This window comes from Pseudomonas sp. 2024-210, assembly GCF_045062345.1.
Taxonomy (GTDB): domain Bacteria; phylum Pseudomonadota; class Gammaproteobacteria; order Pseudomonadales; family Pseudomonadaceae; genus Aquipseudomonas.
In genome coordinates, this window is record NZ_JBJGEJ010000005.1 from 186,222 (window position 1) to 211,041 (window position 24,820).

23 protein-coding genes are annotated in these 24,820 nt (G+C 55.9%); 11 read left to right on the forward strand and 12 right to left on the reverse strand.

The genetic code is table 11. The annotated features are described in order from the left end of the window. Positions 1-164 precede the first annotated feature (164 nt). The 4 genes from colR (at position 165) to ACI7MX_RS09820 (ending at position 3,348) form a co-directional block, all read left to right on the forward strand. A complete protein-coding gene (gene colR, locus ACI7MX_RS09805; protein ID WP_314489871.1) occupies positions 165-848 on the forward strand; it encodes a two-component system response regulator ColR in 684 nt (227 codons plus the stop codon). After that, entirely contained in the window at positions 838-2,121 is a 1,284-nt protein-coding gene (locus ACI7MX_RS09810; RefSeq protein ID WP_405587180.1) for a sensor histidine kinase, read from the forward strand. The genes colR and ACI7MX_RS09810 overlap by 11 nt, the downstream gene beginning before the upstream one ends. A gap of 286 nt (positions 2,122-2,407) precedes the next feature. Further along, complete coding sequence (locus ACI7MX_RS09815) at positions 2,408-3,124, forward strand: lipopolysaccharide kinase InaA family protein (RefSeq protein WP_314489875.1); 717 nt, start codon at positions 2,408-2,410, stop codon at positions 3,122-3,124. Next, the gene (locus tag ACI7MX_RS09820) at positions 3,124-3,348 is read left to right on the forward strand and encodes a hypothetical protein (RefSeq protein WP_405587177.1); all 225 of its coding nucleotides are present in this window, start codon (positions 3,124-3,126) and stop codon (positions 3,346-3,348) included. The genes ACI7MX_RS09815 and ACI7MX_RS09820 overlap by 1 nt, the downstream gene beginning before the upstream one ends. 61 nt (positions 3,349-3,409) lie before the next feature. Here ACI7MX_RS09820 and ACI7MX_RS09825 read toward each other — a convergent pair whose 3' ends face one another. The 7 genes from ACI7MX_RS09825 to ACI7MX_RS09855 all read right to left on the reverse strand — a co-directional run bounded on the left by ACI7MX_RS09825 (position 3,410) and on the right by ACI7MX_RS09855 (position 12,890). Continuing rightward, positions 3,410-4,507, reverse strand: coding sequence for a DUF1513 domain-containing protein (locus ACI7MX_RS09825; RefSeq protein WP_314489880.1), 1,098 nt, complete (start codon positions 4,505-4,507; stop codon positions 3,410-3,412). Between the two features lie 13 nt (positions 4,508-4,520). Further along, complete coding sequence (locus ACI7MX_RS09830) at positions 4,521-5,585, reverse strand: imelysin family protein (RefSeq protein ID WP_405587174.1); 1,065 nt, start codon at positions 5,583-5,585, stop codon at positions 4,521-4,523. Between the two features lie 27 nt (positions 5,586-5,612). Continuing rightward, positions 5,613-7,040: a di-heme oxidoredictase family protein gene (locus tag ACI7MX_RS09835; RefSeq protein ID WP_405587171.1), complete on the reverse strand. Its 1,428-nt coding sequence runs from the start codon at positions 7,038-7,040 to the stop codon at positions 5,613-5,615. Between the two features lie 615 nt (positions 7,041-7,655). Beyond that, on the reverse strand, positions 7,656-9,002 hold the full coding sequence (locus ACI7MX_RS09840; protein ID WP_405587168.1) for an imelysin family protein: 1,347 nt from the start codon (positions 9,000-9,002) through the stop codon (positions 7,656-7,658). 160 nt (positions 9,003-9,162) lie between these two features. Then, a complete protein-coding gene (locus tag ACI7MX_RS09845) occupies positions 9,163-11,214 on the reverse strand; it encodes an EAL domain-containing protein (protein ID WP_314489888.1) in 2,052 nt (683 codons plus the stop codon). Positions 11,215-11,413: 199 nt separating this feature from the next. After that, on the reverse strand, positions 11,414-12,010 hold the full coding sequence (locus ACI7MX_RS09850) for a superoxide dismutase (protein ID WP_153381551.1): 597 nt from the start codon (positions 12,008-12,010) through the stop codon (positions 11,414-11,416). A 277-nt stretch (positions 12,011-12,287) separates the two neighbouring features. Further along, positions 12,288-12,890: a LysE/ArgO family amino acid transporter gene (locus ACI7MX_RS09855; protein ID WP_405587163.1), complete on the reverse strand. Its 603-nt coding sequence runs from the start codon at positions 12,888-12,890 to the stop codon at positions 12,288-12,290. Between the two features lie 109 nt (positions 12,891-12,999). Between ACI7MX_RS09855 and ACI7MX_RS09860 the strand changes: the two genes are divergently transcribed. Genes ACI7MX_RS09860 through ACI7MX_RS09870 form a run of 3 tightly spaced genes read left to right on the forward strand, consistent with a single transcriptional unit; the run spans position 13,000 to position 15,792 of the window. Next, positions 13,000-13,893, forward strand: a complete 894-nt coding sequence (locus ACI7MX_RS09860) for a LysR family transcriptional regulator ArgP (protein ID WP_314489894.1) — start codon at positions 13,000-13,002, stop codon at positions 13,891-13,893. A 51-nt stretch (positions 13,894-13,944) separates the two neighbouring features. Continuing rightward, entirely contained in the window at positions 13,945-14,943 is a 999-nt protein-coding gene (locus ACI7MX_RS09865; RefSeq protein ID WP_314489896.1) for an NAD(P)-dependent oxidoreductase, read from the forward strand. Between the two features lie 33 nt (positions 14,944-14,976). Then, positions 14,977-15,792 carry an ATPase gene (locus ACI7MX_RS09870; RefSeq protein WP_405587159.1) on the forward strand — a complete coding sequence of 272 codons (816 nt, stop codon included), beginning with the start codon at positions 14,977-14,979 and terminating at the stop codon, positions 15,790-15,792. 368 nt (positions 15,793-16,160) lie between these two features. Here the strand turns inward: ACI7MX_RS09870 and ACI7MX_RS09875 are convergent, their stop codons facing one another. Continuing rightward, a complete protein-coding gene (locus tag ACI7MX_RS09875; RefSeq protein ID WP_405587156.1) occupies positions 16,161-17,690 on the reverse strand; it encodes an MDR family MFS transporter in 1,530 nt (509 codons plus the stop codon). A 515-nt stretch (positions 17,691-18,205) separates the two neighbouring features. Here ACI7MX_RS09875 and ACI7MX_RS09880 point away from each other — a divergent pair. Further along, entirely contained in the window at positions 18,206-19,090 is an 885-nt protein-coding gene (locus tag ACI7MX_RS09880) for an MBL fold metallo-hydrolase (protein WP_405587153.1), read from the forward strand. Between the two features lie 13 nt (positions 19,091-19,103). On the opposite strand, the gene ACI7MX_RS09885 is transcribed toward ACI7MX_RS09880, so the two are convergent. Beyond that, a complete protein-coding gene (locus ACI7MX_RS09885) occupies positions 19,104-20,000 on the reverse strand; it encodes a LysR substrate-binding domain-containing protein (RefSeq protein ID WP_405587150.1) in 897 nt (298 codons plus the stop codon). 111 nt (positions 20,001-20,111) lie between these two features. Between ACI7MX_RS09885 and ACI7MX_RS09890 the strand changes: the two genes are divergently transcribed. Beyond that, positions 20,112-21,731 (forward strand): 5-guanidino-2-oxopentanoate decarboxylase, encoded by a 1,620-nt coding sequence (locus ACI7MX_RS09890; RefSeq protein WP_405587147.1) that lies wholly within the window; start codon positions 20,112-20,114, stop codon positions 21,729-21,731. 3 nt (positions 21,732-21,734) lie between these two features. Here ACI7MX_RS09890 and ACI7MX_RS09895 read toward each other — a convergent pair whose 3' ends face one another. Continuing rightward, entirely contained in the window at positions 21,735-22,664 is a 930-nt protein-coding gene (locus ACI7MX_RS09895) for an AraC family transcriptional regulator (RefSeq protein WP_314489906.1), read from the reverse strand. Positions 22,665-22,979: 315 nt separating this feature from the next. On the opposite strand from ACI7MX_RS09895, the gene ACI7MX_RS09900 reads away from it, so the two are divergent. Both ACI7MX_RS09900 and ACI7MX_RS09905 read left to right on the forward strand, forming a co-directional pair. Then, positions 22,980-23,309, forward strand: a complete 330-nt coding sequence (locus ACI7MX_RS09900; RefSeq protein WP_405587144.1) for a putative quinol monooxygenase — start codon at positions 22,980-22,982, stop codon at positions 23,307-23,309. A gap of 40 nt (positions 23,310-23,349) precedes the next feature. After that, complete coding sequence (locus ACI7MX_RS09905; RefSeq protein ID WP_314489910.1) at positions 23,350-23,583, forward strand: hypothetical protein; 234 nt, start codon at positions 23,350-23,352, stop codon at positions 23,581-23,583. Here the strand turns inward: ACI7MX_RS09905 and ACI7MX_RS09910 are convergent, their stop codons facing one another. Together ACI7MX_RS09910 and ACI7MX_RS09915 are read right to left on the reverse strand one after the other, a co-directional pair. Continuing rightward, positions 23,584-24,204, reverse strand: a complete 621-nt coding sequence (locus ACI7MX_RS09910) for a flavin reductase family protein (protein ID WP_314489912.1) — start codon at positions 24,202-24,204, stop codon at positions 23,584-23,586. Between the two features lie 232 nt (positions 24,205-24,436). Beyond that, on the reverse strand, positions 24,437-24,694 hold the full coding sequence (locus tag ACI7MX_RS09915) for a hypothetical protein (RefSeq protein ID WP_314489914.1): 258 nt from the start codon (positions 24,692-24,694) through the stop codon (positions 24,437-24,439). Between the last annotated feature and the right edge of the window lie 126 nt (positions 24,695-24,820).

Sequence of the window (24,820 nt, forward strand, 5' to 3'; positions counted from 1 at the left end):
CGGGCTCTACTGTAGGGGGTTTGTGAACCGTTGGTAAAAATAATGTCATAGGCGCCCGGTCGATAACTAAACCGCATAAATGCCCCAGAGCGCTGGCTCTGTGCCGTGACAGGACTTAAGCTGCGCGAGCCAACATGGCGGTAACTGCGTACGGAGAAGTGCCCATGCGAATTCTATTGGTTGAAGACAACCGCGATATCCTCGCCAATCTGGCTGATTACTTGGGGCTTAAAGGTTATACCGTGGACTGCGCGCAGGACGGTTTGTCAGGCCTGCATCTGGCCGCAACCGAGCATTATGACCTGATCGTGCTCGACATCATGTTGCCCGGTATTGACGGTTATACACTGTGTAAACGCCTGCGCGAAGATGCGCGGCGCGACACTCCTGTGATCATGCTGACTGCTCGCGATCAACTGGATGACCGTTTGCAGGGCTTCAAGTCCGGAGCGGACGACTACCTGCTCAAACCTTTCGCGCTGTCAGAACTGGCCGCGCGAATTGAAGCGGTATTGCGTCGTGCCCAAGGCGGTGGCCGACGGGAGTTGCAAGTGGCTGATTTGAAATACGACCTCGACACCCTTGAAGTCACCCGCGAAGGGCGTCTGCTCAAACTCAACCCCGTCGGGCTTAAACTGCTTGCCGTCCTGATGCAGAAAAGCCCCCACGTGTTACGCCGCGAGGTACTTGAAGAAGCCTTGTGGGGTGATGATTGCCCGGACAGCGACAGCTTGCGCAGTCATGTTCACCAGTTGCGCCAAGTAATCGACAAACCGTTCGACAAGCCCTTGTTGCAAACTGTTCATGGTGTGGGTTACCGCCTCGCCGAGAGCCGTGATGGAGTTTAAGCAAAGCCTTGCTCAGCGGATCATTATCGCCTTTGCGCTGATGAGCGCTTTGGTGGCGGGTACGTTCGCGATGGGCATCGTTGCCACGGTTCACCTGGTCGAAGAAAAACTCATTTCGGCTGGTTTGGGCGGTGACCTTCAGCGTTTGCTGCTGATGGATAACGTCGCGGACTGGAACCATCGTCCTGAACCTGATCAGCTGTTTTATTACAGCGGCGGGCGGGGTGATTTTGCCTTGCCCAAAGACCTGCGGCATCTCGAACCGGGGTTTCACGAGGTCTTTCGTGATCAGCTCTCGTATCACGCGATGGTTGAAGTCGTCGATGGGCGCCGCTACGTGTTGCTGCAAGATCAAAGTGATTTTGAAGAACGTGAACGTGTACTGTTTGCCGTGGTGGTGGTCGGCTTCGTGCTGGCGTTGGCGCTGGCGGTCTTCCTCGGTTGGGTACTGGCGCGCCGGGTGATGGCACCCGTGGTGCGGTTGGCGCGGCAGGTGCGTCACCGCGATCAGTTGCTCGGACTGGCCCCTCCTTTGGCCCCAGACTACGCGGCCGATGAAGTGGGTGAACTGGCGGTTGCCTTCGATGCCACGTTGGGCCGCTTGCGTGACACCCTCACGCGTGAGCGGCTTTTTACCAGCGATGTCAGTCACGAACTGCGAACGCCTTTGATGGTATTGGCCAGCTCTTGTGAACTATTACTTGAAAATCCGTCACTGGATCAGCGCAGCCGCGCTCAGGTCGAGCGAATATCACGTGCCTGTGAAGAAATGCGCGAACTGGTTCAAACCTTCCTGATGTTGGCGCGCGCGCAACACGAAGACTCGAACATGTCGCCTACGGTGACGCTTACCACCGTGGCCGAAGGGTTGATCAGTTTGTGGCGTGGCCCCATCGAGGCCAAAGGCCTCGAGCTGATTTATGACCCGGGAAACCCATTGGACACACGCTATAACGCCACTTTCTTGCATGCGGTGATGGGCAATCTGCTGCGCAATGCCCTGCATTACACCGACACCGGTTTTATCCGCTTAAGCCTGGAGCCTACCGGCTTCGTGGTGGAAGACAGTGGTGTGGGGATACCTGAAGAGAAACGCCAAGCCATGTTTCAGCCCTTTGTACGAGGCAGTGAAAAACGGGGGGAAGGATTGGGCCTGGGACTCTCGCTGGTGCAACGAATCTGTGACAGCCAAGGGTGGCATGTGACACTGACGACCATGGAGCCTAATGGTTGCCGTTTCCATATTGAATTAAACCCTGAGGACGAATGCTAGGGTCAGCTGGCTGGCCCATAGCCAGTATTTAGGCTCTGTAAAACCCTGCAAGGTTTGCTAGGCAAAGGCACATAATTTTCACTTTGTGATGACCTCTTACGCACGTTCTCCTGATTAAAGTGTTGGCTACACGCTTCAGGAGAGTCATTGTGAACTCACCCATCAAACTTAAATTTTCTGAAAGTACGACCCGTAATACGCGAACGAAGACTTGGCTAAACATCACTATGGTCTAAAACGTCATCGCCGGTTCGCGCGGGTTTACGTATTACGCAAGAGGTAAACAATGAGCGCTGATTCAGTACCGCCATCCGACGCTGCGACCGAAGATCGCTTTGAATTTTATTGGCAGCAGCAGGGCGAGTGGGTCGAGGAGCCGAACCAGCGTCGCGGCGGCGAGAGCGGCGTTCAGCGAATTCATGAAGAAAGTGGTCGGTTGCTGTATGTCAAACGTCAGGTCGGGCATACCTACCGCAGTTGGCGCTATCCGCTGGGACGTCCGACGGTCTTGCGTGAGCGGGATGCGTTGCAGGCGCTGACACAATTGTCCGTGGGTGTTCCTGAATTGGTCTACTGCGGAGCCCGACAAGGTGCAGACAAGCAGTGGCGTGCCCTGTTAGTGACCGCTGCGCTGGAAGGTTTTGTCGAAGTCGATAACTGGTACGCGGCGGGTGAGCGTGAGCGTCATGGCGAAGCCGTCCATGACCGAGTTCTTGAATGCATTGCCCACAATCTGGCACGCATGCATTTGGGACGCTGGCAACACAGCTGTTTATATGCCAAACACATCTTTGTTCGCGTCACGGGCACGGGGGAGAGCGCAGTTGTTGATGTGGCCCTGCTCGACCTTGAAAAATGCCGTCAGCGACTGACCGCGCATAAGGCAGCCCTGCACGATCTTAAACAGCTACGGCGCCATTCGTCGTGGAATGCCGATGAATGGAAAAAACTGAACTACTTTTATGAAAAGGTGTTTGGTAGCGCCATCAAAGGTTTACGGTGATGAAGAGAGAAATAGCACGAGGTTTGTTTTTGCTGGTGGCTCTTGCTGTTGCCTCTGCGGCTCTGGCCGCATGGGAGCAGCCGGTGATGCAGGTGATTAGCGGGCCTAATAGTGCTAATTGCCCATTGCCGCGCGTCATTAAAACCGTCGAAGCGGCACAGCCGGATCATGACCTGCTGTTGTTTATGTTTGGAATGGCCCAAGGCTTAAAAGGGCAGGGTTAGCCACAGCGTGATCGTTGCTGGCGAATATGCTTTTAGCATCGCCAGCAACCACAATCACGTTTCACATTACATGCAAGTGGTTGTCCCACAACCCAGAAGGCAAGTCCAACGGCTTGGCGGTCAGCTTGCTTTGGCGGCAATCATAGAAACGGCAACGTCCTTGGCCGGATGTGACGACAAAACCATCTTTTACCGAGGCTACACCCGCACAGTCGGGTAAAGGGGCATCGAGGCGTAAATCGCCGTTGTCCAGGTCCCAGACAAAAAAGCGATTACCGCGCGGCGCCGTCAATGCGACGAGTCGTAAGTCACTGTGCACCGCCACACTGGCCGTGTAGTGACCCATCGCCCGGAGTTGCTCTTGCGCCACTGGAAACGGTTCAAACGCCTTGCCTGGCCGTTTAATCGCCAATAATTCCGATAACGTCTGAGCGTCCCCCATAAATTGCTGACACGCCACGATGGTGCCGTCATTGGCGATGCCCAAATGACGCACACTGTTCATTTGTTGACTCAGCGTTTCTTTGCTCAGCAGGGTGCCATCGCGTTGCATCAGCACCAGGCTGGGCTCCATCGCATTCAGATTCATCTCGACGCGACTTTCGGCCTCAGTGCGAATGCCGCCGTTGGCGACCACCAGTGTTTCACCGTCGGGCATCCACGACACTTGATGCGGGCCAACGCCGTGAGTCGGAATTTCGCCGCTGTGGACCAGGCGTTCGCCTTCAAAGCGATAAACCCCGAGCAAACCTCGACCCGGATCCGTGGTGTCGTTTTCCGTGGCGTACAACCACTCGCCATCTTTGTGGATCACCGCGTGACCGTAAAAATGACGATTGGGCAGGGAGGTCAGTGTTTGCAACAGTTGCCCGTCTGTCAGGCTGATCAGGTAGCTTTCGGTGCCAGGGCGCCGGGCCACAAACAAGGCGATAGGCAAGGTAGGGTGGTTGATGATGTCATGGCAACGCTGGCCGACCTGAGTGCTGAAGACTCGGGTGCCATCCAGACGATAGCCGACGGCAAAGTGATTGCCGTCTACATCGTCACGGGCACTGAGCAATAGCGGGCCTTGGCCTTTTTGCCGAAACAGCGACCAGCCACCCAGGGTGACTGCGCTTAGCAGTAGATCGCCGAGCTTGAGTGCTTGCCTGCGCATCATCGAACCCTCTTCATCAATCGCCGTCGTTGGCGTTAAAGCCCAGCTGTATGCCCAGCGCTTTGGCCAGTTCGCCTTCATGCAGGCGGTGGACGACGTTCAGGCTGTCGTAAATGGCGTTCAATTGCGCACGGCCAGTTTCATCGGCCAGCAGCTCGCTCAACGAACGCTGATTGTCGTTGAACAGTTTGAGCGACGCAGCATAGGCAGCGTCGATCTTGTCGGCCAACGGCTTTTGATCTGAGGGTAATAAACCACGCAAGCCCTTGTTGTCCACGCCGACCCATACGGTCTGCGCGGCTGAGAGGCTGGCGACCAGGCTCTGCAGGGAGGACTGGCTGCGCCATGCTTCTGCCTGCAACGGTTGAGCAATGCCCTTGCTCTGTCGGCCCATTGGCGTGCCGAGTTTCTTTTTCAAGGTGTCGAGCGCGGTCACTTGGGCGCGCAACAGGTCAGCGATGGCTTCGTGAGAGTCCGCATAACGCTGGTTCGGGAACTTGGTCATTTGCGCCAGCATGCCATCTGTGCTGTTCCAGCTGGCCAAAATCTCTTCGGCCAGTTGCTTCTGACGCTCGCCAATAGCGGTCAATAGCGGGCAGTAGCGGGCTTTTTGTGCCGGGTCAGCCAGGTCGATATTGCTGTCGAACAGGATGTATTCGTAAGCCGACAGGCCTTGTACCACAACGCTGGACTTGGCCAGTGTGTCAGCATCGATTTGCGGCTGGGCAATAACCAGTTGCTCAACCTGACGGCCGACCAAATTCTTTTTATCCGGCCAGAACTGTACTTGCCATGAGCGATTGCCTTCGGCCAATGGGCCTATCAGCAAAGGTTGCAGCTCGGCCCAGGCTTTTTGTGCGTGCTGGAAGTCTGCACGCGCGGTCTCCAGGGTTTCTTTACCCTCGCAATACGCCAGCGCGCTGATGGCCAGTTGGCGGTCAGCTTCAACCCATCGGCTGTACGTAGGCAGAATCACCTGCTTGGCGATAGCGGCCGAAGTGACGGCTTGCGGGTCTTGTGGCGAGCAGGCCGCCAAAGCGATAGCGGCAAGGCTGGTGAACAACAGCTTGGGTCGAAACATGTCGGGGTCCCCGATCGTGTAAAGCGTTTAAAGAGAGTTCAGGAACGCCAGCAACGCAGTGCGCTGCTCGGCATTAAATTGCAATACGTGCTGCTTGGCCGGCTCGGCTTCTCCACCGTGCCACAGGACGGCTTCGAGCAGGTTACGTGCACGGCCATCATGCAAAAACTGAGTGTGGCCACTGACGGTTTGGGTCAAACCGATCCCCCACAGCGGCGGGGTTCGCCAGTCGCTGCCCGAAGCGGCGAACTCGGTGCGGTCATCGGCAAGGCCGGGGCCCATGTCGTGCAACAGCAAATCGCTGTACGGGTGAATGACCTGATTGGCCAACTCGGGTTCAGCGGCATTGGGCGATGTGGTGAATGTCGGTGTATGGCATGAGGCGCAGCCGGCCTGATAAAACAGATTTTTACCGGCCAGCACCTGAGGCGATCCGACGTCCCGTCGTGCGGGCACCGCGAGGTTGCGGGTGTAGAACTCTACAAGACGCAAAATATTCTCGCTCACTTCCGGCTCGCCCTGCGGACCATTGCCGTTAGGTGCTGAAAGGCAGTCAGTCTGTGCCGGGGTGCAGTCATCAAAGGGTCTTAAGTGGGTGGTTAGCCCCATATCACCAGAAAAGGCGTGAACATTTTGTTGATTGAGCGTGGGTTGCCCGGCTTTCCAGCCAAAACGACCTAAAACAGTCTTTTGCTGTGCGTCGTCCCACACCCAGTTGGGGCGGCCGGCAATACCGTCGCGGTTGTTTTTCTGCTGGTCAGCATTGGCCAGAATCGCGGCGTTAGGAATGGTTTCCAGCAAGCCCAGGCCAATCATCGGTGGAGCAATACGAGCTGAGAAACGCGTGTCAGGGTGCATCGGGCCATAACCCAACTGGGTGATTTGCAACTGTGGTTTGCGCAGCTGCACCTCGGTGCCGTCTTTGAAACGTACCGGCACTGGCGTGTATTCGACCCTCACCTTGCCCTCGGGTGCTACGCCCGGCACGGCCATATCCTGCAACTGGCCACCGTAGACAGGTTCCGGAACGATCCCGGCCTTCTCGATCAGTGAGGCGTAAGCCGGATCGTTAGGTATCGACAGGCGCACCAGCATGGACACAGCGTTTTTGGCGTCAGGCAGTGGCGGGTGACCGCGACCATCCTTGATATGACAATTTTGGCAGGCATTGGTATTGAACAGCGGGCCCAAACCATCACGTGCGGTGGTGGTGGACGGTGCAATCACCCAAGGGCTGCGAAAAAAACTGTTGCCGACGCTGAAATCCAGACGCCGAGTAGGCGATAGGTTTGCGGAGGGCATGGAAAACGCATTTTTATCGCTTTTGCGCACAGTCGTTGCACCGCCTGAGCGGGCTTCGCCGGGCTCGGGTTTGGTGAAGCGCGGGGCATTATCACAGCCGCCAAGGCCCAGGGCCAATAACAGCAGAGACAGGCGAAGAGGCAGCGAGGGCATCAAGCGTCCAGATCAGCGAGCAAAATCGAGGGCGCAAAGTTTATCAGGGAAGGTGAATTGAAATAAGAGGGATTAGCGTTTGGTTTGACGTGTGGCTGTACAACCTGCTCGAAGGGTCATTCATCATGATGATGACCAGCGGGTCGCGGGGGAAAAATCAATCAACCAGATCTTACAAGCTAAGTAATACAAGTCGTACTTCCTACAAAACAATCGGATACAAATGATATTCAGCGCTTTTACCCATTCGTTATGCTCGTTAAAAAATGGATAAGTAGAAGAGCCCATGAAAGGATTATCTGTATTGATTGCAGTGATGTTACTTTCTGGCTGTGCGGATGCACGGCTATTTCCCAAGGGGTACTTTCCTCAAAAAGAATCCGGCACTGAGCTTGCTTATAAGTGTGAGATGGATCCTTATAATTTTGATTGTCTGCATCCCCCGGCCGTATTTAAAAGCCATTAGCGCATGATTTGCACATACCGGGCCTGGTAAACAAAAAAAACCGATGCCTGTACGGGCATCGGTTTTATTGTTGTGACTACACGCCCATCCCAATGGATTTACTGAGGGCTTTTACCCCTTAAATCGCGTGTGTGCTTTCACTTTCGTGATCAAAAATCGTGATCGGCGTTATCCGGGTTCAGGTCGCTGATACCGAGTTTGCCAGCAGCTTGCTCGATAGCGCCGGTCTGTTTGACCAGTGCTGCAATGGCGTTACGAACGACTTGGTTGCCGGCTTCGTTGCCCGCTGCGATCAACTGGTCGTAGTGCTCACCCTTGTTGGCGTGGTCAACCATGACCTGAATCTTGGCTTCGGTGTCAGCCAGATCGGATTTCAACGTGGCGTCTGCTGCAGGATCAACGACTACCACCAAGGAAGACAGGCTAGGGCCGGTCATTTTGGTGCCGTCAGCGCGGACGTACTCGCCCAGGTACACGTTACGAATACCTTTGGCGTCGTAGAAGTGCGAGTTGTGAGTGTTGTCGCTAAAGCAGTCTTGTTCGTCTTCCGGGGAATTGGCTTCCAGCGACACTTTCATGCGCTCGCCAGCCAGTTCGCCCAACGACAGGCTGCCCATGCCAAACAGTATTTTGCGCAGGCCGTTTTGCGGTGTATCGGCTTCGAGGGTGGCGCGGTAGTTGTCGGCCACATTCGGCGCCCAGTTACCGACCATTTCGTTCAGGTCGTTCACCAGCAGTTGGGTTACGGCTTTCAGATAAGCACGACGGCGATCATTGTGCCCGCCGGTAGCGCCTTCGCCTTCAAGGTAGTCGGAGGCAGGACGGTTGCCTGCACCCGGGCCGGTGCCGTTGAGGTCTTGGCCCCACAACAGGAATTCGATGGCGTGGTAGCCAGTCGCAACGTTGGCTTCGGATCCGCCCAGTTCGTTCAGGCTGGCCAGGGTTTCGGGTGTGATTTCAGTCACGTCAACTTTGTCTTCGCCAACCTGAATCTCGGTGTTGGCGATGATGTTTGCATTGGCCCCCGGATTGCCCAGTGCGCCAGCGTAGGAGGCGTCAACGTAGTCGATCAGTCCTTCGTCCAGCGGCCAGGCGTTCACTTGGCCTTCCCAGTCATCAATGATGGTGTTGCCGAAGCGGAACACTTCGCTTTGCAGGTAAGGCACACGGGCTTGAACCCACGCCTCGCGCGCGGCTTTCAGGGTTTCATCGTTGGGCTTGGCAAGGAACGCGTCGATAGCGGTTTGCAGGTTTTTCGCGGTGGATTCTGCGTCGCTGTACACGGCGTGAACCATGTCAGCGTAGTGCGCGACAACGGCTTTGGCCGCTGCTTCATCAACCTTGGCTGCAGTGATGTCAGTGGCCGGTGTTGCAACGTTGGTCGTTGCCGCTGGCGTTGGGGCCGCAGCTATTTTTTCCTTGTCCTTGTCGCCACAACCGGCGAGTGTGATAGCAATGGCCAGCAGACTGGCGGTGGCCAGGGGCATACGAATCATGGCGAAAATCCTGCTTCGAGAGGTGGGACAAGCGTGCGGCTGCACGCAAAACTGCGACATGATGCGAAAGATTTGCATTTTGTGTAAAGGGTTAGTGTTGGAAATCTTTCTTATTTACACACTCGCTGTCTATTTGACGTCCAAATCCTGAAATATGGATTTACAGAATGCGCGTGTGCCCACGCTCTTCCTGGATCAGGTAAGCGCGCAAGGCCCGCGCAGACAGGGGTTTGCTATACAAATAGCCCTGACCTTCATGACAGCCTTCCTTGATGACATAGGTTTCTTGTTCAATAGTTTCGACGCCTTCGGCAATGACCTGCATGCCCAAGCTTTTACCCAGTTGAATAATGGCCCGCACAATGGTGGCATCGTCGTCGTCTGTTATCAGGTCTTGAACAAAACTCTTGTCGATCTTGATTTTGTCCAGCGGCAGGCTCTTGAGGTAACTCAATGATGAGTAACCCGTCCCAAAATCATCAATGGCGATCAGGGCCCCGGAGCGACGCAGGCTGAGCAAGTGTTGACGGGCGGTGTTGATGTCTTCCATCAGGCTGGTTTCAGTCACTTCCAGCTCTAGACTGCGCGGTGCCAGACGGTGGCTCTGTAACAGGCTATCGACCATCTGCGGCAACTCGGCATGGTGCAACTGCACCGTCGACAGATTCACCGCCATGCGCAGTTCATTGAAGCCCAGATCATGCCATCCCCGCAGTTGGCGACAGGCTTGATCCAGTACCCACTCACCGATGGCCACAATGCTGGCGTTTTTTTCGGCCAGCGGAATGAAGATGTCAGGTGCGATCATGCCGTGCTTGGGGTGCTTCCAGCGTAACAGCGCTTCGACGCCCACGATACGGTGGTCGCTGTAACGAATTTGCGGCTGATAAACAAGATAGAGCTGCTTATTGGGCAGGGCGTCTTGCAGGTCTTGTTCAAGTTCACGCAGACGGCGCATTTGGCGATCCACGCTGGCAATATAAAACTGATAACGGGCTCGTGAACGGGTTTTCGCCAGCGTCATGGTTTGTTCGGCTTTTTGCAGCAATTGTTCAGCTGAGTCACTGTCTTCTGGAAACAGCGTAATACCGATGGTGGCCCGCAAGCGAATGGAGTGTTGACCCAAGTTGAATGGGGTGAGGAATGTATCCAGAATGCTTTGGGCTAATTCAGCGGATTCGTAGGGCTGTTCAATGTGTGGCTGTATTAACGCGAACTGATCCCCGCCCAAACGCGCCAGTGCCCCGACGGTTTGATTGTGGGCCTGCAATCGGTCGGTTATGACCTGCAACAACTGATCGCCCGTCTGATATCCAAATTGCTCGTTTATATCTTTGAAATCGTCCATGCCGACACACAGCACGGCTACTCGGCGTTGGGAACGTCCCGCTTCGGCCAGTGTTTTGCTCAATACGGTTTGCAGTTGCTGGCGGTTCGGCAGACCGGTCAGAAAGTCATGCTGTGTCATGCGTAGCAGCGAGCTTTCAGCTTTTCGACGTAGATGCGTATTGCGTTCGATGGACGCTAATAACTGATTAATCGTATTGACCCATACCCCTAGCTCATTGTGCTGATGGCCCTTGATAAGCGGCATGACGTGCTCACTCGGGTGATCAGGGTTAACACGTGTCAGGTGCCGGATTATTTTCGAGAGTGGTCGGGTCAATAGCCAGTGGTACACCAGATACAACACCAGCCCTATCAGCAGAGCCCTTAAAATACCGGAGATAAAAACCACCTCGGCATTGGCCAGAAACGCTTCGCCGTACATCGCGGTATCGAGGGAGATGCTCAGGTCACCGTAATATTCGTTGTACTGCGAGTTACTTTTCAACGGGATGGTGAGCGTGCGTTCCTTACCCAAGATGTAATCGGTGAGCCAACGGTAGGGTGTGTCCTTCAGGGGGCGGGACTTTTGCGCAAGAAGCCCGGTATTGGGGTTGCCAATCGAGGCTTGGCTTACAGCGTCATCCTGGAACAAACCGCTGATGACTTGCATCGCCATATCGCGATCAAGACTAAAGAGCGCTTGAGTCGATGGGTCGCGGAACATGACCAGAAAACGCTGAGCATCGTGCTCCAGGGTTCGTCGCGTTTCGTAGATATTGATCACAATTTGCGCGCAACTGATTACGCTCCCTACAGCCAATGCTGAAAGCAGCACAGCCCGGAGTAACTTAAGTGACAAGCTGTTCTTGAATTCCAGCCTCAAAGCGCAATTCCTTGTTTCTTGCCGTCATTGCTGTGGCCCTGTGTAAAGGGGCATTGATGCGGGTTTTAGATGAAGCTATCTCACGATAGTCACAAACACGAGTGTGCACGTTTATTGTTAACTGAGCATGAGTGGGTGGGGCGTTTTTATCAGGCAAAAAAAAACCCGGCAAGCCGGGTTTTTTTACTGGGTATCAGGCTTAAGCGGTGAAGGTTTTGCCTTCGAACTGCTCAGCTACGAACTTCCAGTTAACGAGGTTCCAGAACGCTTCTACATATTTAGGACGTACGTTGCGGTAGTCGATGTAGTAGGCGTGTTCCCAAACGTCGCAAGTCAGCAGCGGGGTGTCGCCGCTGGTCAGCGGGTTACCCGCGCCAATGGTGCTTGCCAGAGCCAGGGAGCCGTCAGCTTTCTTGACCAGCCAGCCCCAGCCAGAGCCGAACGTGCCGATGGAAGTTTTGCTGAACTCTTCCTTGAACTTGTCGAAGGAACCGAAAGCAGCGTTGATGGCATCAGCCAGTGCGCCGGTAGGTTCGCCGCCGCCGTTTGGCGTCATGCAGTTCCAGTAAAAGGTGTGGTTCCAGACCTGAGCGGCGTTGTTGAAAATGCCACCTGAAGAGGTTTTAACGATCTCTTCCAGGGTTTTGCCTTCAAACTCGGTGCCTGGCACCAGGTTGTTCAGGTTCACGACGTAGGTGTTGTGGTGCTTGTCGTGGTGAAACTCCAGGGTTTCTTTGGAGATGTGCGGCTGCAAGGCATCGTGTGCGTACGGCAGCGGCGGCAATTCGAAAGCCATGATGATTCTCCTAATCAGGTCAGTTGCGATGAGCGCAAGGCCGATCACGGGCGGCCAAACACGCGCCGTGGAGTTTTTACTCTTTGCGGCGCAGGCGAAGATCATAGCACCGGGGTCGCGGCATAACCACGCGACAACTGTGTGGAATAGACGTTTCAGCTGGGTTGATAAAAAATCGAGCGGTAAGTGGTAAGCGCCATAAGCGGCAAGCTACAAGCTACAAGCGACAACAAGCTAGGTTTGGTCTTGAAGCTTGAAGCTTGAAGCTTACAAACTCTCATCCTGCCAGAATCAACTGTATCGCCACGGCATACATCATTACCGCAACGAGCAGATCCAGAATCCGCCATGTAGAGGGTCTTGCCAGCCAGGGCGCCAACCATGCGGCTCCAATTGCTAGCGTAAAAAACCATAACAATGACGCACTGGCTGCACCCACCACATAAGCGCCGGGAACACTTTGTTGCGCCCCAAGGGACCCTATCAGCAACACGGTATCGAGATAGACATGCGGGTTGAGCAACGTCACCGCTAGCGCACTGAGCATGACGGCTTTGAGTGAACGCGCCGTCTGCCCGGCCGTCTGCTCAAGGCTCGAGCTGGAAAATGCTCGACGCAGTGCCTGCGTGCCGTACCACAACAAAAATACGGCTCCGCCCCAACGTGCGGCACTGAGCAGCAGCGGATTTTGCGCCAATACTGTGGCCAGGCCAAATACACCAGCGGCGACTAGCAATGCATCGCACACCACGCAAAATGCTGCCACCGGCAGGTGATGCTCCCGACGCAAACTTTGCGCCAGTACGAAAGCATTCTGGGTGCCGATAGCCATGATCAGACCGAACGCGACCAACAGGCCATTAAGATAGCTTTGCCACATAAGGTTTACTCGTCGTACTGCAGGCGGGAAGGGGGTTGCTGCTGGCTATTGTCATATTTTTGGCTGTATAAGAAAAACCAATACTCCTGATTGCTCATTAGGAAAACTGATGTTCGACTATAAATTGCTTTCTGCGCTCGCCGCAGTGGTAGAACAAGCTGGGTTTGAACGGGCGGCGCAAATACTGGGTCTGTCGCAATCGGCTGTTTCCCAGCGCATTAAATTGCTCGAGGCGCGTATTGGCCAACCGGTGCTGATTCGCGCAACGCCGCCGAGTCCGACTGAAATAGGTCGACGTTTGCTAAACCATGTCCAGCAAGTGCGCTTGCTTGAGCGCGATTTACAAAGTGCCGTACCGGCGCTGGACGAGGAGGGATTGCCCGAACGCCTGCGCATTGCCTTGAATGCGGACAGCCTGGCCACTTGGTGGGCGACGGCGGTCAGTGATTTTTGTGCCGACCAGCACCTGCTTTTGGACTTGGTGGTAGAGGATCAGACGGTGGGGCTAAAACGCATGCGGGCAGGGGAAGTCGCCGCGTGCTTGTGTGCCAGCGAACGCCCGGTGGCGGGTGCGCGCAGTGTTTTGCTGGGGGCAATGCGTTATCGGGCGCTTGCCAGTCCTGCGTTTGTTGAACGGCATTTTCCTGACGGTGTTCGCGCCGATTTACTCCCTAGAACCCCGGCCCTCGTGTTTGGCCCGGATGATTTTCTGCAACACCGCTATCTGGCCGCCTTGGGTGTCGATGGCAGCTTCGAGCATCATCTGTGCCCGTCTTCCGAAGGTTTTATCCGCCTGATCGAAGCCGGTCTGGGGTGGGGGCTTGTTCCGGAACTGCAGGTGCGTGAGCAACTGGCAAATGGCGTGTTAGGCGAGTTGTTGCCAGATAAACCCATCGACGTGCCACTGTACTGGCATCATTGGCGTAATGGTGGACACTTGCTGGGCCAACTGACCGAACATTTATCGCGTTCGGCGCAGCGTTGGTTAGTGCCTTTGTTGTGACAAGTAGCGTTTAAACAGCAAGCAACAAGAATTAGAGCATTGGAGTGATTGATGAAGATTCTGGTCACCGGCGCGAGCGGCTTTATTGGCGGACGCTTTGCGCGCTTTGCCTTGGAGCAGGGCTTTGACGTGCGGGTCAGCGGGCGACGGGCCGAGGGTGTTGAGCACCTGGTACGTCGTGGTGCTGAATTTATCCCGGGTGATTTGACCGATGGTCTGTTGGTGCGCGACTTGTGCGTCGATATCGATGCTGTGGTGCATTGTGCGGGCCATCGGGGTGCCTGGGGGCGTTATCAGGACTTCCAGCGCGACAATGTACTGGTCACCGAAAACGTGGTCGAAGCCTGTTTGAAACAGCGCGTTCGGCGGTTGGTGCATCTCTCGACGGCCGCACTTTACTTCGACGGGCGCCCTCATACCGGTTTGACAGAAGAGCAGGTGCCCAGACGATTTCGGCATCCTTATGCGGCGACCAAAAACCTGGCCGAGCAAAAGGTGTTTGGCGCCCAGGAGTTTGGACTCGAAGTGATTGCCTTGCGCCCGCACTGTGTAACCGGCGCGGGGGATATGAGTGTTTTTCCGCGCTTATTGAAGATGCAGCGCAAAGGTCGTTTGGCTATCGTCGGCAACGGCTTGAACAAGGTGGATTTCACCAGTGTGCAAAACCTCAGTGAAGCGCTACTGAGCAGCCTGCTGGCGAGCGGTTCGGCATTGGGCAAAGCCTACAACATCAGTAATGGAGCACCGGTTCCGCTGTGGGATGTGATCAACTACGTGATGCGTCAGATGAATATTGCGCAGGTGACACGTTACCGTAGCTATGGCCTCGCTTACAGTATGGGGGCGTTGAGCGAACTGGCGTGCAAGCTGTGGCCGGGCCAGCCAGAGCCTTCGCAGTCACGTTTGGGGGCACAGATCATGAACAAGGACTTCACCCTCGACATCAGTCGTGCCCGGCACTATCTCGACTACGACCCTAAAGTCACCTTGTGGGCGGCGCTGGACGAATTTTGCGGTTGGTGGAAAGCCCAGCAATCGCCGTATCGTTAATACTCACCTCCAGGATTTATATAAGGTTTTTTCATGCGTAACGATGCTCGCGATGATTTTGACTCTGTTCCGACCTTGCATGTCATTGAAGAGGATGATGGGGTGCAATCTGCCGACGCCCGTGAACGCACTACGGTGTACTCGCGTACTGCCCCTGTGATTAAGGTGAAAGCTCCGAACACAGGGCCTTTGTGGGCGTTTATCGGCGCGCTGCTGTTGGCTATTGCGGGGTTGGCGTGGTGGAGCTTTCAGCAGATTTCATTGATGGAGCAACAACTCGTGGCGACGCAAGAAAGCTTTGCGCGCATCAGTGAAGAAGCCGCAGGGCGATTGCAGGCTATCTCCGGCAAGGTAGTGGCCAGCGAGTCGAGCCTTAACACGGGCAATGAAGCCTTGAAACTTCAGATCAAACAACTTGAAGAGCAATTGCTTGAACAGAGCCAACGCCAACAGGGTGCTATTGAAGGCCAGAAAGGCGAGCTGGACGCCCGGTTTGAAAAAATCAATACAGCGCTGCTGGCGCAGGTGACGGCTGAACAAGAAGCTCAAACCAAATTTGATACGCAGATAAAAGGTCTGACGGCCGAGGTTTCAGCCCTCAAAGGCAGCCTTGAGCAGCAGGCAGTGGATGTCTCGACCTTGAAGAAGCAAGGTAATCCGAGCGCTGCGATTGAGCGTCTGGAGCAGGATTTGCTGGTGCTTAAAAGCGAACTGGAAAACCGACCGGTCCCTGCCAAAGGTGCCAATGCTGCTGAATTTGACGTGTTCCGCGCTCAAGTGACGCGCAACATCAACACCTTGCAAAGTCAGATTCAAAACCTGCAAAAGCAGATCAGTGCCAAGCCTTAATGTCGGTGGTGTGGCCGGCCCTCACCCCAACCCTCTCCCAGAGGGAGAGGGTGCTGATTTGTGGTGTTGCGCCTATCTGCTTTTGCTGCTGCGTGGGTTTGCCGTAGGTGGCGATCTTTTAAAGTTCATAAGATCGCGGCGGGCCCATGGAGCAATGCCTGCCTGCGGGCATGCCGAGCCACAGCGAGGCACCGAGTGGAGGGGCAGGGACCTTTTGGTTTCTTTTGGTTCCTTTTGGGTCCTTCTAAAAGGGACGCGCCGTAAGGGCGCAACCTTAAGTAGCCGTTACCGCAGCAACGGATAGGTACCCAGCCCAGCAGCGCTCCAATCGCGAGCAGGCACGCTCCCCAAAGCCCTCCGGGAGAGGGTTAGGGTGAGGGGCTTTTGACCTTGTCACCCCGCCCGCGAAGCACTTGATTGGGCATGGCAATCGCCGCACTCAGCCCCAACAGCGAAACCACCGCGCTGACAGTCAACAAATGGCGGAATGTCTGCAACAGCTCCAAACGCAGGTCATCCAGCGCTGGCCCTTGCACGGCGTTCAAGCCGTCCAGCAGCACATTGCCTGAACTGCCTTCACCCAGCACTGGCTGGCCCGCCACTGGGGCCAGCAATGAGTCATGCAGCAGCGCCAGCAACAAGGCCGACATCAACGCCACACCCATCGCGCCACCCAATGAGCGAAACAGGTTCGTCGTGCTGGTGGCCACACCAATATCATGCTGTTGCACCGAGTTCTGCGCGCCCACCAGTGACGTCGGAAATTGCATGCCCGCAGCCACTCCACTCAACAACATGAATACGCCGCTCAACACCTCGGCACTCGGTGGGCTAAAAGCCATGCCCAAAATGGCAAAGGGCATCAACGCTGCACCCATCAGAATCATCGGTTTATAGCGCCCGGTCACCGATGTCATGCGCCCGGCAAAGTAAGCCCCCATCGGTAAGCCCATTGCCAAGGGCAGGAGGTGTAATGCCGCACTGTCCGCCCCCGCCCCCGTGATGCTCTGATACCGCAGTGGCATCAGCACAATCAGCGAAATGGCCTGAAAGCTGGTGAAGAACACCGTACACCAGCACAACACCGCATTGCGATTGGCAAACAAGTGCATGGGCAGCAAGGGTTCGATTGAACGACGCTCGTGCCACACAAAGAGTGCCAGAGCAATCACGGCGCCCACCAGCAGGCTCATGACCTGATCGCCATGCCAGCTGTAGCCTTGGCCGATAAAGGTGATGCCCAGCAGCAATGACGTCAGGCCGACAATCATCAAGACCGTGCCTGCATAATCAATGATCGGTTTGCGTTGTGGGACGGGTAGCCCGATGAGCGTGCGATGGGAAATCCACAACGCCGCCAGGCCCAGAGGCAGGTTGATTAAAAATACCCAGCGCCAGGATAAGAACTCAGTCATGTAGCCGCCCAGTACGGGCCCAGCCACGCTTGCCACAGCGTACATGCTGCTGAAATAGCCTTGGTAGCGACCGCGCTCACGGGGCGGCACGATGTCGCCGATGATCGCCTGACTGACAGAAATCATTCCGCCAGCGCCAATGCCCTGAATGATCCGCGCCAGCACCAGTTGTTCCATATTTTGCGCAAGCCCGCAAAACAGCGAGGCAAGCGTAAACACGCTCATGCCAAACAGCATCAAGCGCCTGCGCCCGTATAAATCCCCCAGCTTGCCGTAAATCGGCACGGCCACGGTCATTGCCACCATGTAGCCAGAAATGACCCACGCCAACTGGCTAACGTCTTTGAATTGAGAGGAAATGGCGGGTATCGAAACGGCTACGATGGTCTGGTCGAGTGCACCCAGAAAAATCGCCAGCATCAGGGCAACCAGAATGCTGCGAATAGCGGGTTTTGGAGGGGCGGGCTGATGAAGGCTGGTCACGTGGAATCCCAAAGGCGCAAATGTGATCAGTCTACTGGATAGACATATGTGCAAAAGCCCTTGAGGTTCTGTCGTTCGGGATTAACACAAACAGACCAGACTGAGATGATCAGTCCGGTCTGCGGGTATTACCTCAACGTGCTGAACATTGAGTTACAGTGCCCGCCATTGCAACTGACGGTAAATCCGGCTGCTTGACGTGTTTGTTCGGCGCGATAGCACGCGCTGGCAAACAGAGCTGCGGCAGCAAAAACGATAAACAGAGTCATGCATCTGGTTCTTGTTTTAGTGGTCATGGCGTTATCTCTCCTGCTTCAGTCGGAGTCAGACCTAGACTTCACACCTTTGAGGCTAGCTCAGACCCTGGTTACTGCCATGTCAGTTGTACGAGTGGTCATGCGTAGGTTCATCCTTCAAACGGACTACAGACGTGTCCTTGAATGAACTCGCAGACGAAAGGCCAGACTGTTACTAAGCTTGGCCCATCCTTACCTCTATTCGCGAAGGAATGATTCATGTCGATAGTGCGAATTTTGCGCCGGTTTCTGCTTGGTATTGCCTTGCTGAGCGTCATGGCACAGGCTGTTTCAGCCCCGGCGCCGTTGACCCTGGAGGTTTACAATCCCGGAGGTTCGGCTGCTTTTGCGGTGTCATCGGTACTGGTCAGCGGCGATAAAGAGGCCATTCTGATTGATGCTCAATTTGCCAAAACTCAGGCTCGGCAGGTGGTCGACAAGATTCGCAACAGCGGTAAAAACCTGACGACGATCTACATCAGCCACGGCGACCCGGATTACTATTTCGGCCTTGAAACCCTGACCCAAGCCTTTCCTGATGCCAAGGTGGTTGCCTCGGGGCCCACCGTAGCGCATATCAACGAAACCAAAGACGCCAAACTGGCTTTTTGGGGGCCTCAAATGGGGGCGGATGTGCCGAGCCAAATAATCGTGCCCGACGTGATGAAGGGCAACACCTTGAATCTTGAAGGCCATGAACTGGACGTCATGGGACTTTCAGGCAGGCAACCACAGCGCAGCTATGTGTGGATCCCTTCGCTCAAGGCGGTCGTGGGTGGCGTAGTGGTGGCAGACAACCTGCATGTCTGGATGGCCGATACCCAAACGCCACAGTCACACAGGCAGTGGCTGGCTACCCTTAAGCGTATCGAAAGTTTACAACCCGACATTGTCGTACCCGGCCATTACTTGGGGGAAAACGACCGATCATTGAGTTCTGTTCACTTTACGCGCGACTACATCAAGGCGTTTGATGAAGAGACGCCCAAAGCCAGGAATTCAGCCGAACTGATTGCTGCCATGAAAAAGCGTTATCCGAATCTGGGCGAAGTGTCTTCGCTGGAGCTCAGTGCCAAAGTCGCCAAAGGCGAAGTGGAGTGGTGAGCCCGCTTACCCCTTAACGAATGGTGTCCGCCGTTGAGTGAGCCTGAATCACCAGCCACTCCATTAATGCCCGTAACGGCGCTGAAGGTTCGCGCCGGGGCGGGCACACCAGGTAATAACCCGCGCCAGTTGCGACTTTAAAATCGAACGGCATCGCCAGATTGCCAGCCTGTAGGTCGTCGCTGATCAATGACCAGTCCCCGATCGCCACACCATTACCTTGTGCCGCCACGGTCATGGCCAGGTCCAAGGTGTCAAAGTACTGGCTATGGCGGATCAAAGACGGGTCGCCACCCACGGCGTTGAGCCAGTGGTTCCAGTCCCGTTGATCGCGGCTGGGGTGCAACAGGGTGTGGTATTCAAGGTCGGTCAGTGTATTTATCGCACTGCTGCCTTGTAACAGGTGCGGTGCGCATACCGGGGTGAGTTGCTCATCGAACAGGTGCTGGCCCTCGCGTTTAGGTCCGGGTGCCGGGCTGTAGATCACGGCGGCATCGAAGGTTTCACGGCGAAAATCCACCCCGTGCTGAACACTGCTGGTTAATTCCACCGGCACGTCGGGGTGTAGCATTTGCCATTGCCTGAGTTTGGGTAGCAACCAGCGCAACAGGCAGGTAGGTGCCTTGATTTGCAGTGGCGTGCGGCGTGTTCCGGTCTGTTCTATGGCTTCGCCGATCAAATCGAATGCCTGTTGAATACGTGGGTACAACGCCTGACCTTGCTCCGTGAGGCTTAAGCCACGTGCCAGACGATGAAACAAAGGAAAGCCCAGATGCTCTTCCAGCCCGGCAATCTGCCGGCTTACCGCACCTTGAGTGATATGCAGCTGCTCGCCGGCGCGGGTGAAGTTGCAGCATTGAGCTGTGATTATAAAAGTGTGCAGCGCGGGGAGCGGCGGTAATCGTTTCATAGGTCGGCAGCCATGAGTCCAGGACATGGCGAGTATGAGCAGGTTTGCGTTGTGCGCGCCACACGCGCTCGCTTCAATAAGGCTTAAAAGCAAATTCAAAAGGCAGGACACATGGCGACGTGCGGCGAAGTATTGGTCAAGTTGCTTGAGGCATATGGGGTTGAGCAGGTATTTGGCATCCCGGGTGTGCATACCGTTGAGTTGTATCGCGGCCTGGCGGGTTCAAGCATCCGTCACGTGACTCCCCGGCACGAGCAAGGCGCCGGATTCATGGCTGATGGCTATGCGCGCACCAGCGGCAAACCGGGAGTGTGTTTCATTATCACTGGGCCGGGTATGACCAATATCACCACGGCCATGGGGCAAGCCTACGGCGACTCAATACCGATGCTGGTGATTTCCAGTGTGCAGTCGCGCAGTCAGTTGGGCGGCGGGCGCGGCAAGCTGCATGAGTTGCCAAATCAGAGCGCTATGATGGCGGGGGTTGCCGCGTTTTCCCATACGCTTATGTCTGCGGCAGAACTGCCGAGTGTGCTGGCGCGAGCGTTTGCACTCTTTCAGGCGGGACGGCCACGCCCGGTGCACATTGAAATCCCATTGGATGTACTGGTGGAAAATGCCGATGCATTACTGGCCAGTCATCCCGTCAGTATTGCTCGTCCGGGCGCTGCGCCAGTGGCCATCACACAGATGAGCCAGCGCCTGGCCGGTGCCCGGCGTCCGCTGATACTGGCGGGCGGGGGCGCCATTGATGCCGCGGAGGTGCTTACGCGGTTGGCCGAGCGACTCGGGGCGCCGGTAGCCTTGACCATTAACGCAAAGGGTATGTTGCCTTCCAGTCACCCTCTGTTGATTGGCTCTACCCAATCTTTGGAGGCAACCCGGGCGCTTGTAGCCGAAGCAGACGTGGTGCTGGCGATTGGTACCGAGCTGGCCGAGACCGATTACGATGTGACCTTTGCTGGAGGCTTCGAGATTCCGGGCGCGTTATTGCGCATCGACATCGATCCGGATCAAACCGTACGCAACTACCCGCCGACACTGGCGCTGGTGTCTGATGCCAAGTTGGCAGCTCAAGCCTTGCTGGCTGACCTTGGACACGTGTCACCACGGGATGCCGATTGGGGCGCGGTGCGAGCCCAGCGTTTGCGCAGTGAATTGGCCACCACCTGGGATGCGCCAACACGTGCGCAAACCCTCTTTTTGCAGACCGTTTTCGAGGTGTTGCCGGACGCCGTGTGTGTCGGCGACTCCACTCAACCGGTGTACACCGGCAATCTGACCTTTAACCCTGAACAACCACGGCGCTGGTTCAACTCATCAACGGGTTACGGCACGCTCGGTTATGCCTTGCCCGCGGCGGTGGGCGCCTGGTTGGGGCGCCGTGCTAACGGGCATGCAGGGGGGGCGGTGCTGTGCTTGATCGGGGATGGGGGGCTGCAATTCACCTTGAGCGAACTGGCCAGCGCCGTCGAGGCGCGTACACCCATTATCGTGTTGCTTTGGAATAATCAGGGCTACGGCGAGATTAAAAAGTACATGCTCAACCGGGCCATTGAACCGGTGGGGGTTGATATTTATACCCCGGACTTTATAGGCGTGGCCAAAGCCCTCGGTTGTGCGGCGTTGTCGGTTGAAGGGCCGGCGCAGCTACGCACGGCGTTGGCCCGTGCTGTCGACCACGACGGGCCGACCCTTATCGAGATCGATGAACAGCATTGGCAACGCTAAGCGCTATGAACTTATGCGCAGGCGCGCCAGATCCCGGACAGGCGGTGCGCCAAACTGACGGCTGTACTCGCGGCTGAACTGTGAGGGGCTCTCATAGCCCACGCGATAGCCTGCGGCCGAAGCGTCAAGCCCTTCACTGAGCATCAGCCGCCTCGCTTCATTGAGTCGCAGCTGCTTTTGATACTGCAACGGGCTCATCGCCGTGACTGACTTGAACCGGTGGTGCAGGGTCGACACGCTCAGGTTGGCTTCGCGGGCCAGATTGTCGATGCGCAGGGGTTGTTCAAAGTTGCCGTTGAGCCAGGAAATAGCCCGAGTGACACGGTGTGCCTGGCTGTTTTCGCTGGCGATTTCGTACAGGCGATAGCCCTGCGGGCTGCGTAACAGCCGGTACAGAATCTCGCGGCGAATCAAGGGGGCCAACATGGCGATGTCTTTCGGCGTATCGAGCAGGCGCGTCAATCGCAACAAGGCATCCAGCATCGGCTGGTCGATAGGCTCGACGTACAGTCCACGCCCGGCCGGTTTGGACGGTACACCCATCGGGCCTGCATCACTGATCAGTGTGGATATTTCCAGTGGGTCAATGTCCAGCCGCAATGCCAGGACGGGACGTTCAGGGGACACTTCCAACACGCGCCCGCTGATCGGCATCGACACCGAGACCACCAGGTAATTAAGCGGGTCATAGGCGAAGTGCTCGTCTGCCAATCTGACCTCTTTACGGCCTTGAGCCATGATGCACAGCGCCGGCTTGGGCAAGCTGGGAGCGAAGTCGCTGGCGGCGCTGTAGCGCGACACAAATAAGGCGTCGACGTCCGTTGCAAACGAACCATCCTGCGCCGTGTGACGGTGTATCAGGTCGGCCAGTTCCACACGCTGTTTTTCAAGCGCAGGATCGAGCGCGGAGTGCGGCCGTTCCAGTAACGACATGCAGAACTTCCTCATTTAGAGCGTCGGGTAGACACAGCTTAAGTTTGTGCAAGGAGCAGGGGTAGGCGATTTCTGCCGTTGTCTTGCCTGATCCTGTCGGTGTCAGTCGTTATTCCTTCAATAGCCCTGCCGTGAGCACTGAGTATTGCCCGAAATAGCGTCAGGCAGTGCTGCCTTAGACGCGGGGAATGACGATGACCTTCAGCGTGCTTTTGCAGAATTGTGCAAGCCTTGGGCAGGAATCGACTAACGGCGCGGGGGGCTGAGCTTTAAGCTTTGAACCTTGCCACGGTCACTTTCTGTGTGGAGGCCACCATGCCACAGTCCCATTGCGTCAGTCATACCACTCGGGTGCATGCCCGCGCCGGGTGCTCGGCTCAAGTACAGGCGTGCCTCACGCACGTGATAGAACCCACGTTGAAGACGCCGGGCTGCCTGCACTTTGCCTTGCAACAATGCGACAGCGACCCGTTGTTATGGCAGGTTGCCGGGTATTGGCGGGATGAATGCGCCATGCAGGCTTACTTCAACTCCTCGGTGATGGAGGTCTACAGCGTGCTGCTCAATGAGAAGATGATTGAGCGCCTGGAGTTCCAGACGTTCACCGAAGAGGTTGCGGTCCCCATGCAGAAACACGCGGGTTAAGCGAGTAGAATGCCGGTTTTGAATGGCCGGAAGGTTAACCATGGCACGTAAAGAGTTTGCACAGTTTGAAGCGGTAGCGGCGGTTGTCCCAGTTGAACCCGGTGTTTACCACGCCGCCATTGCAGTCAAAGCGCTGTACGAAGGCGGAGCGCCGCGTTTTCATAAAATCTTGCCTGACCAGACCTTCAAAACCGCCACTGCGGCTGATGCCGCCGCAACGCAACAGCTTGAAGCCCTGCAAGGCGTCACTGAAGACGCCGAGCTGGTCTGGTAGTCAACGTGGGCGGTGCATTTTAAACAGTGCCTCGGGGCCCAGCTGGAAATAATCCGCCGGGCCACCGCCCCGTAAAATAGGCTCGGCAGCCGCGGTGTCGTAAATCCCGTCTTTAAGCAGGTGTTTGGCGATATGCACCGCCACCACCTCGCCCAGAATCAGCCAGCTGGGTACGAGTGCCTTATCGGCCCTTTGCAACTGAATGATCTGTGTGACCTTGCATTCAAACGACACCGGTGTCTCGGCGACACGTGGCACGCTCACGACACGTGAGGCGGCGGTTGTTAGCCCGGCCAGCTCGAACTCATTGACGTCCGGTGCGACCATTGCGCAGCTTTGGTTCATCGCCTCAGCCAGAGGGCGGGTGGCCAGGTTCCAGACGAACTCGCCGGTTTGCTCAATGTTATTGAGACTGTCTTTGCGGCCCACACTGCAAAACCCGATGATCGGCGGGATGTAGTTGAACGCATTAAAAAAGCTGTAAGGCGCAAGGTTCAGTCGGCCTTCGGCGTCCTGCGATGAAATCCAGCCAATAGGGCGCGGCCCGACAATGGCATTGAACGGATCATGGGGCAGGCCGTGCCCCTGGGAAGGTTCGTAGAAATGGATATCGTCAGACATGGGCAGAATCCGCAAACGCCGAAATAGAGGACTCATATAGTGCGGGGCATTTCGCGCAATGACAAAGCCTGTCTTGACTCTGGAGTCGCTGCCGCGGGCTGAGAAGGGTAGCAAGCACCCCGTATTCCTCAATTCATGGTTACGTTCACTGCGCGATCAGTGACCCGCTTTCAGGTACCCCAAAAACGACTAAGCCCGGCCAGGGCCGGGCTACACAGACAACTTCAGTGGGTTAGCTGAAGCGAGCGCCTTGGGTATTGTCGTAGCCATCTTCCGCAAACGTGGCTGAGTGAGTGTGATCGTAGCCATCTTCAGCAAAGGTTGCACTGTGCGTACGGTCATAACCGTCAGCTGCAACAGCGGCAGATCCCGTGCGGCTATAGCCATCTTCAGCAAAGCTCGAAGAATGGGTACGGTCGTAACCATCCGCAGCAAAGGTATTGAATGCCAGAACCGAGAGGGCAGCGGCGAGGATTAATTGAGTTTTCATGGTCAGGCTCCTTGTTTCATAAGGGCGGTATGCCCTGGGTATGGGTTTAAGATTACGCTGAATAATTTGATTAAAAAGCGCAAAAAGTAGCAGTTTATAATCTGGTTATTAGATCTATTAGCCCAG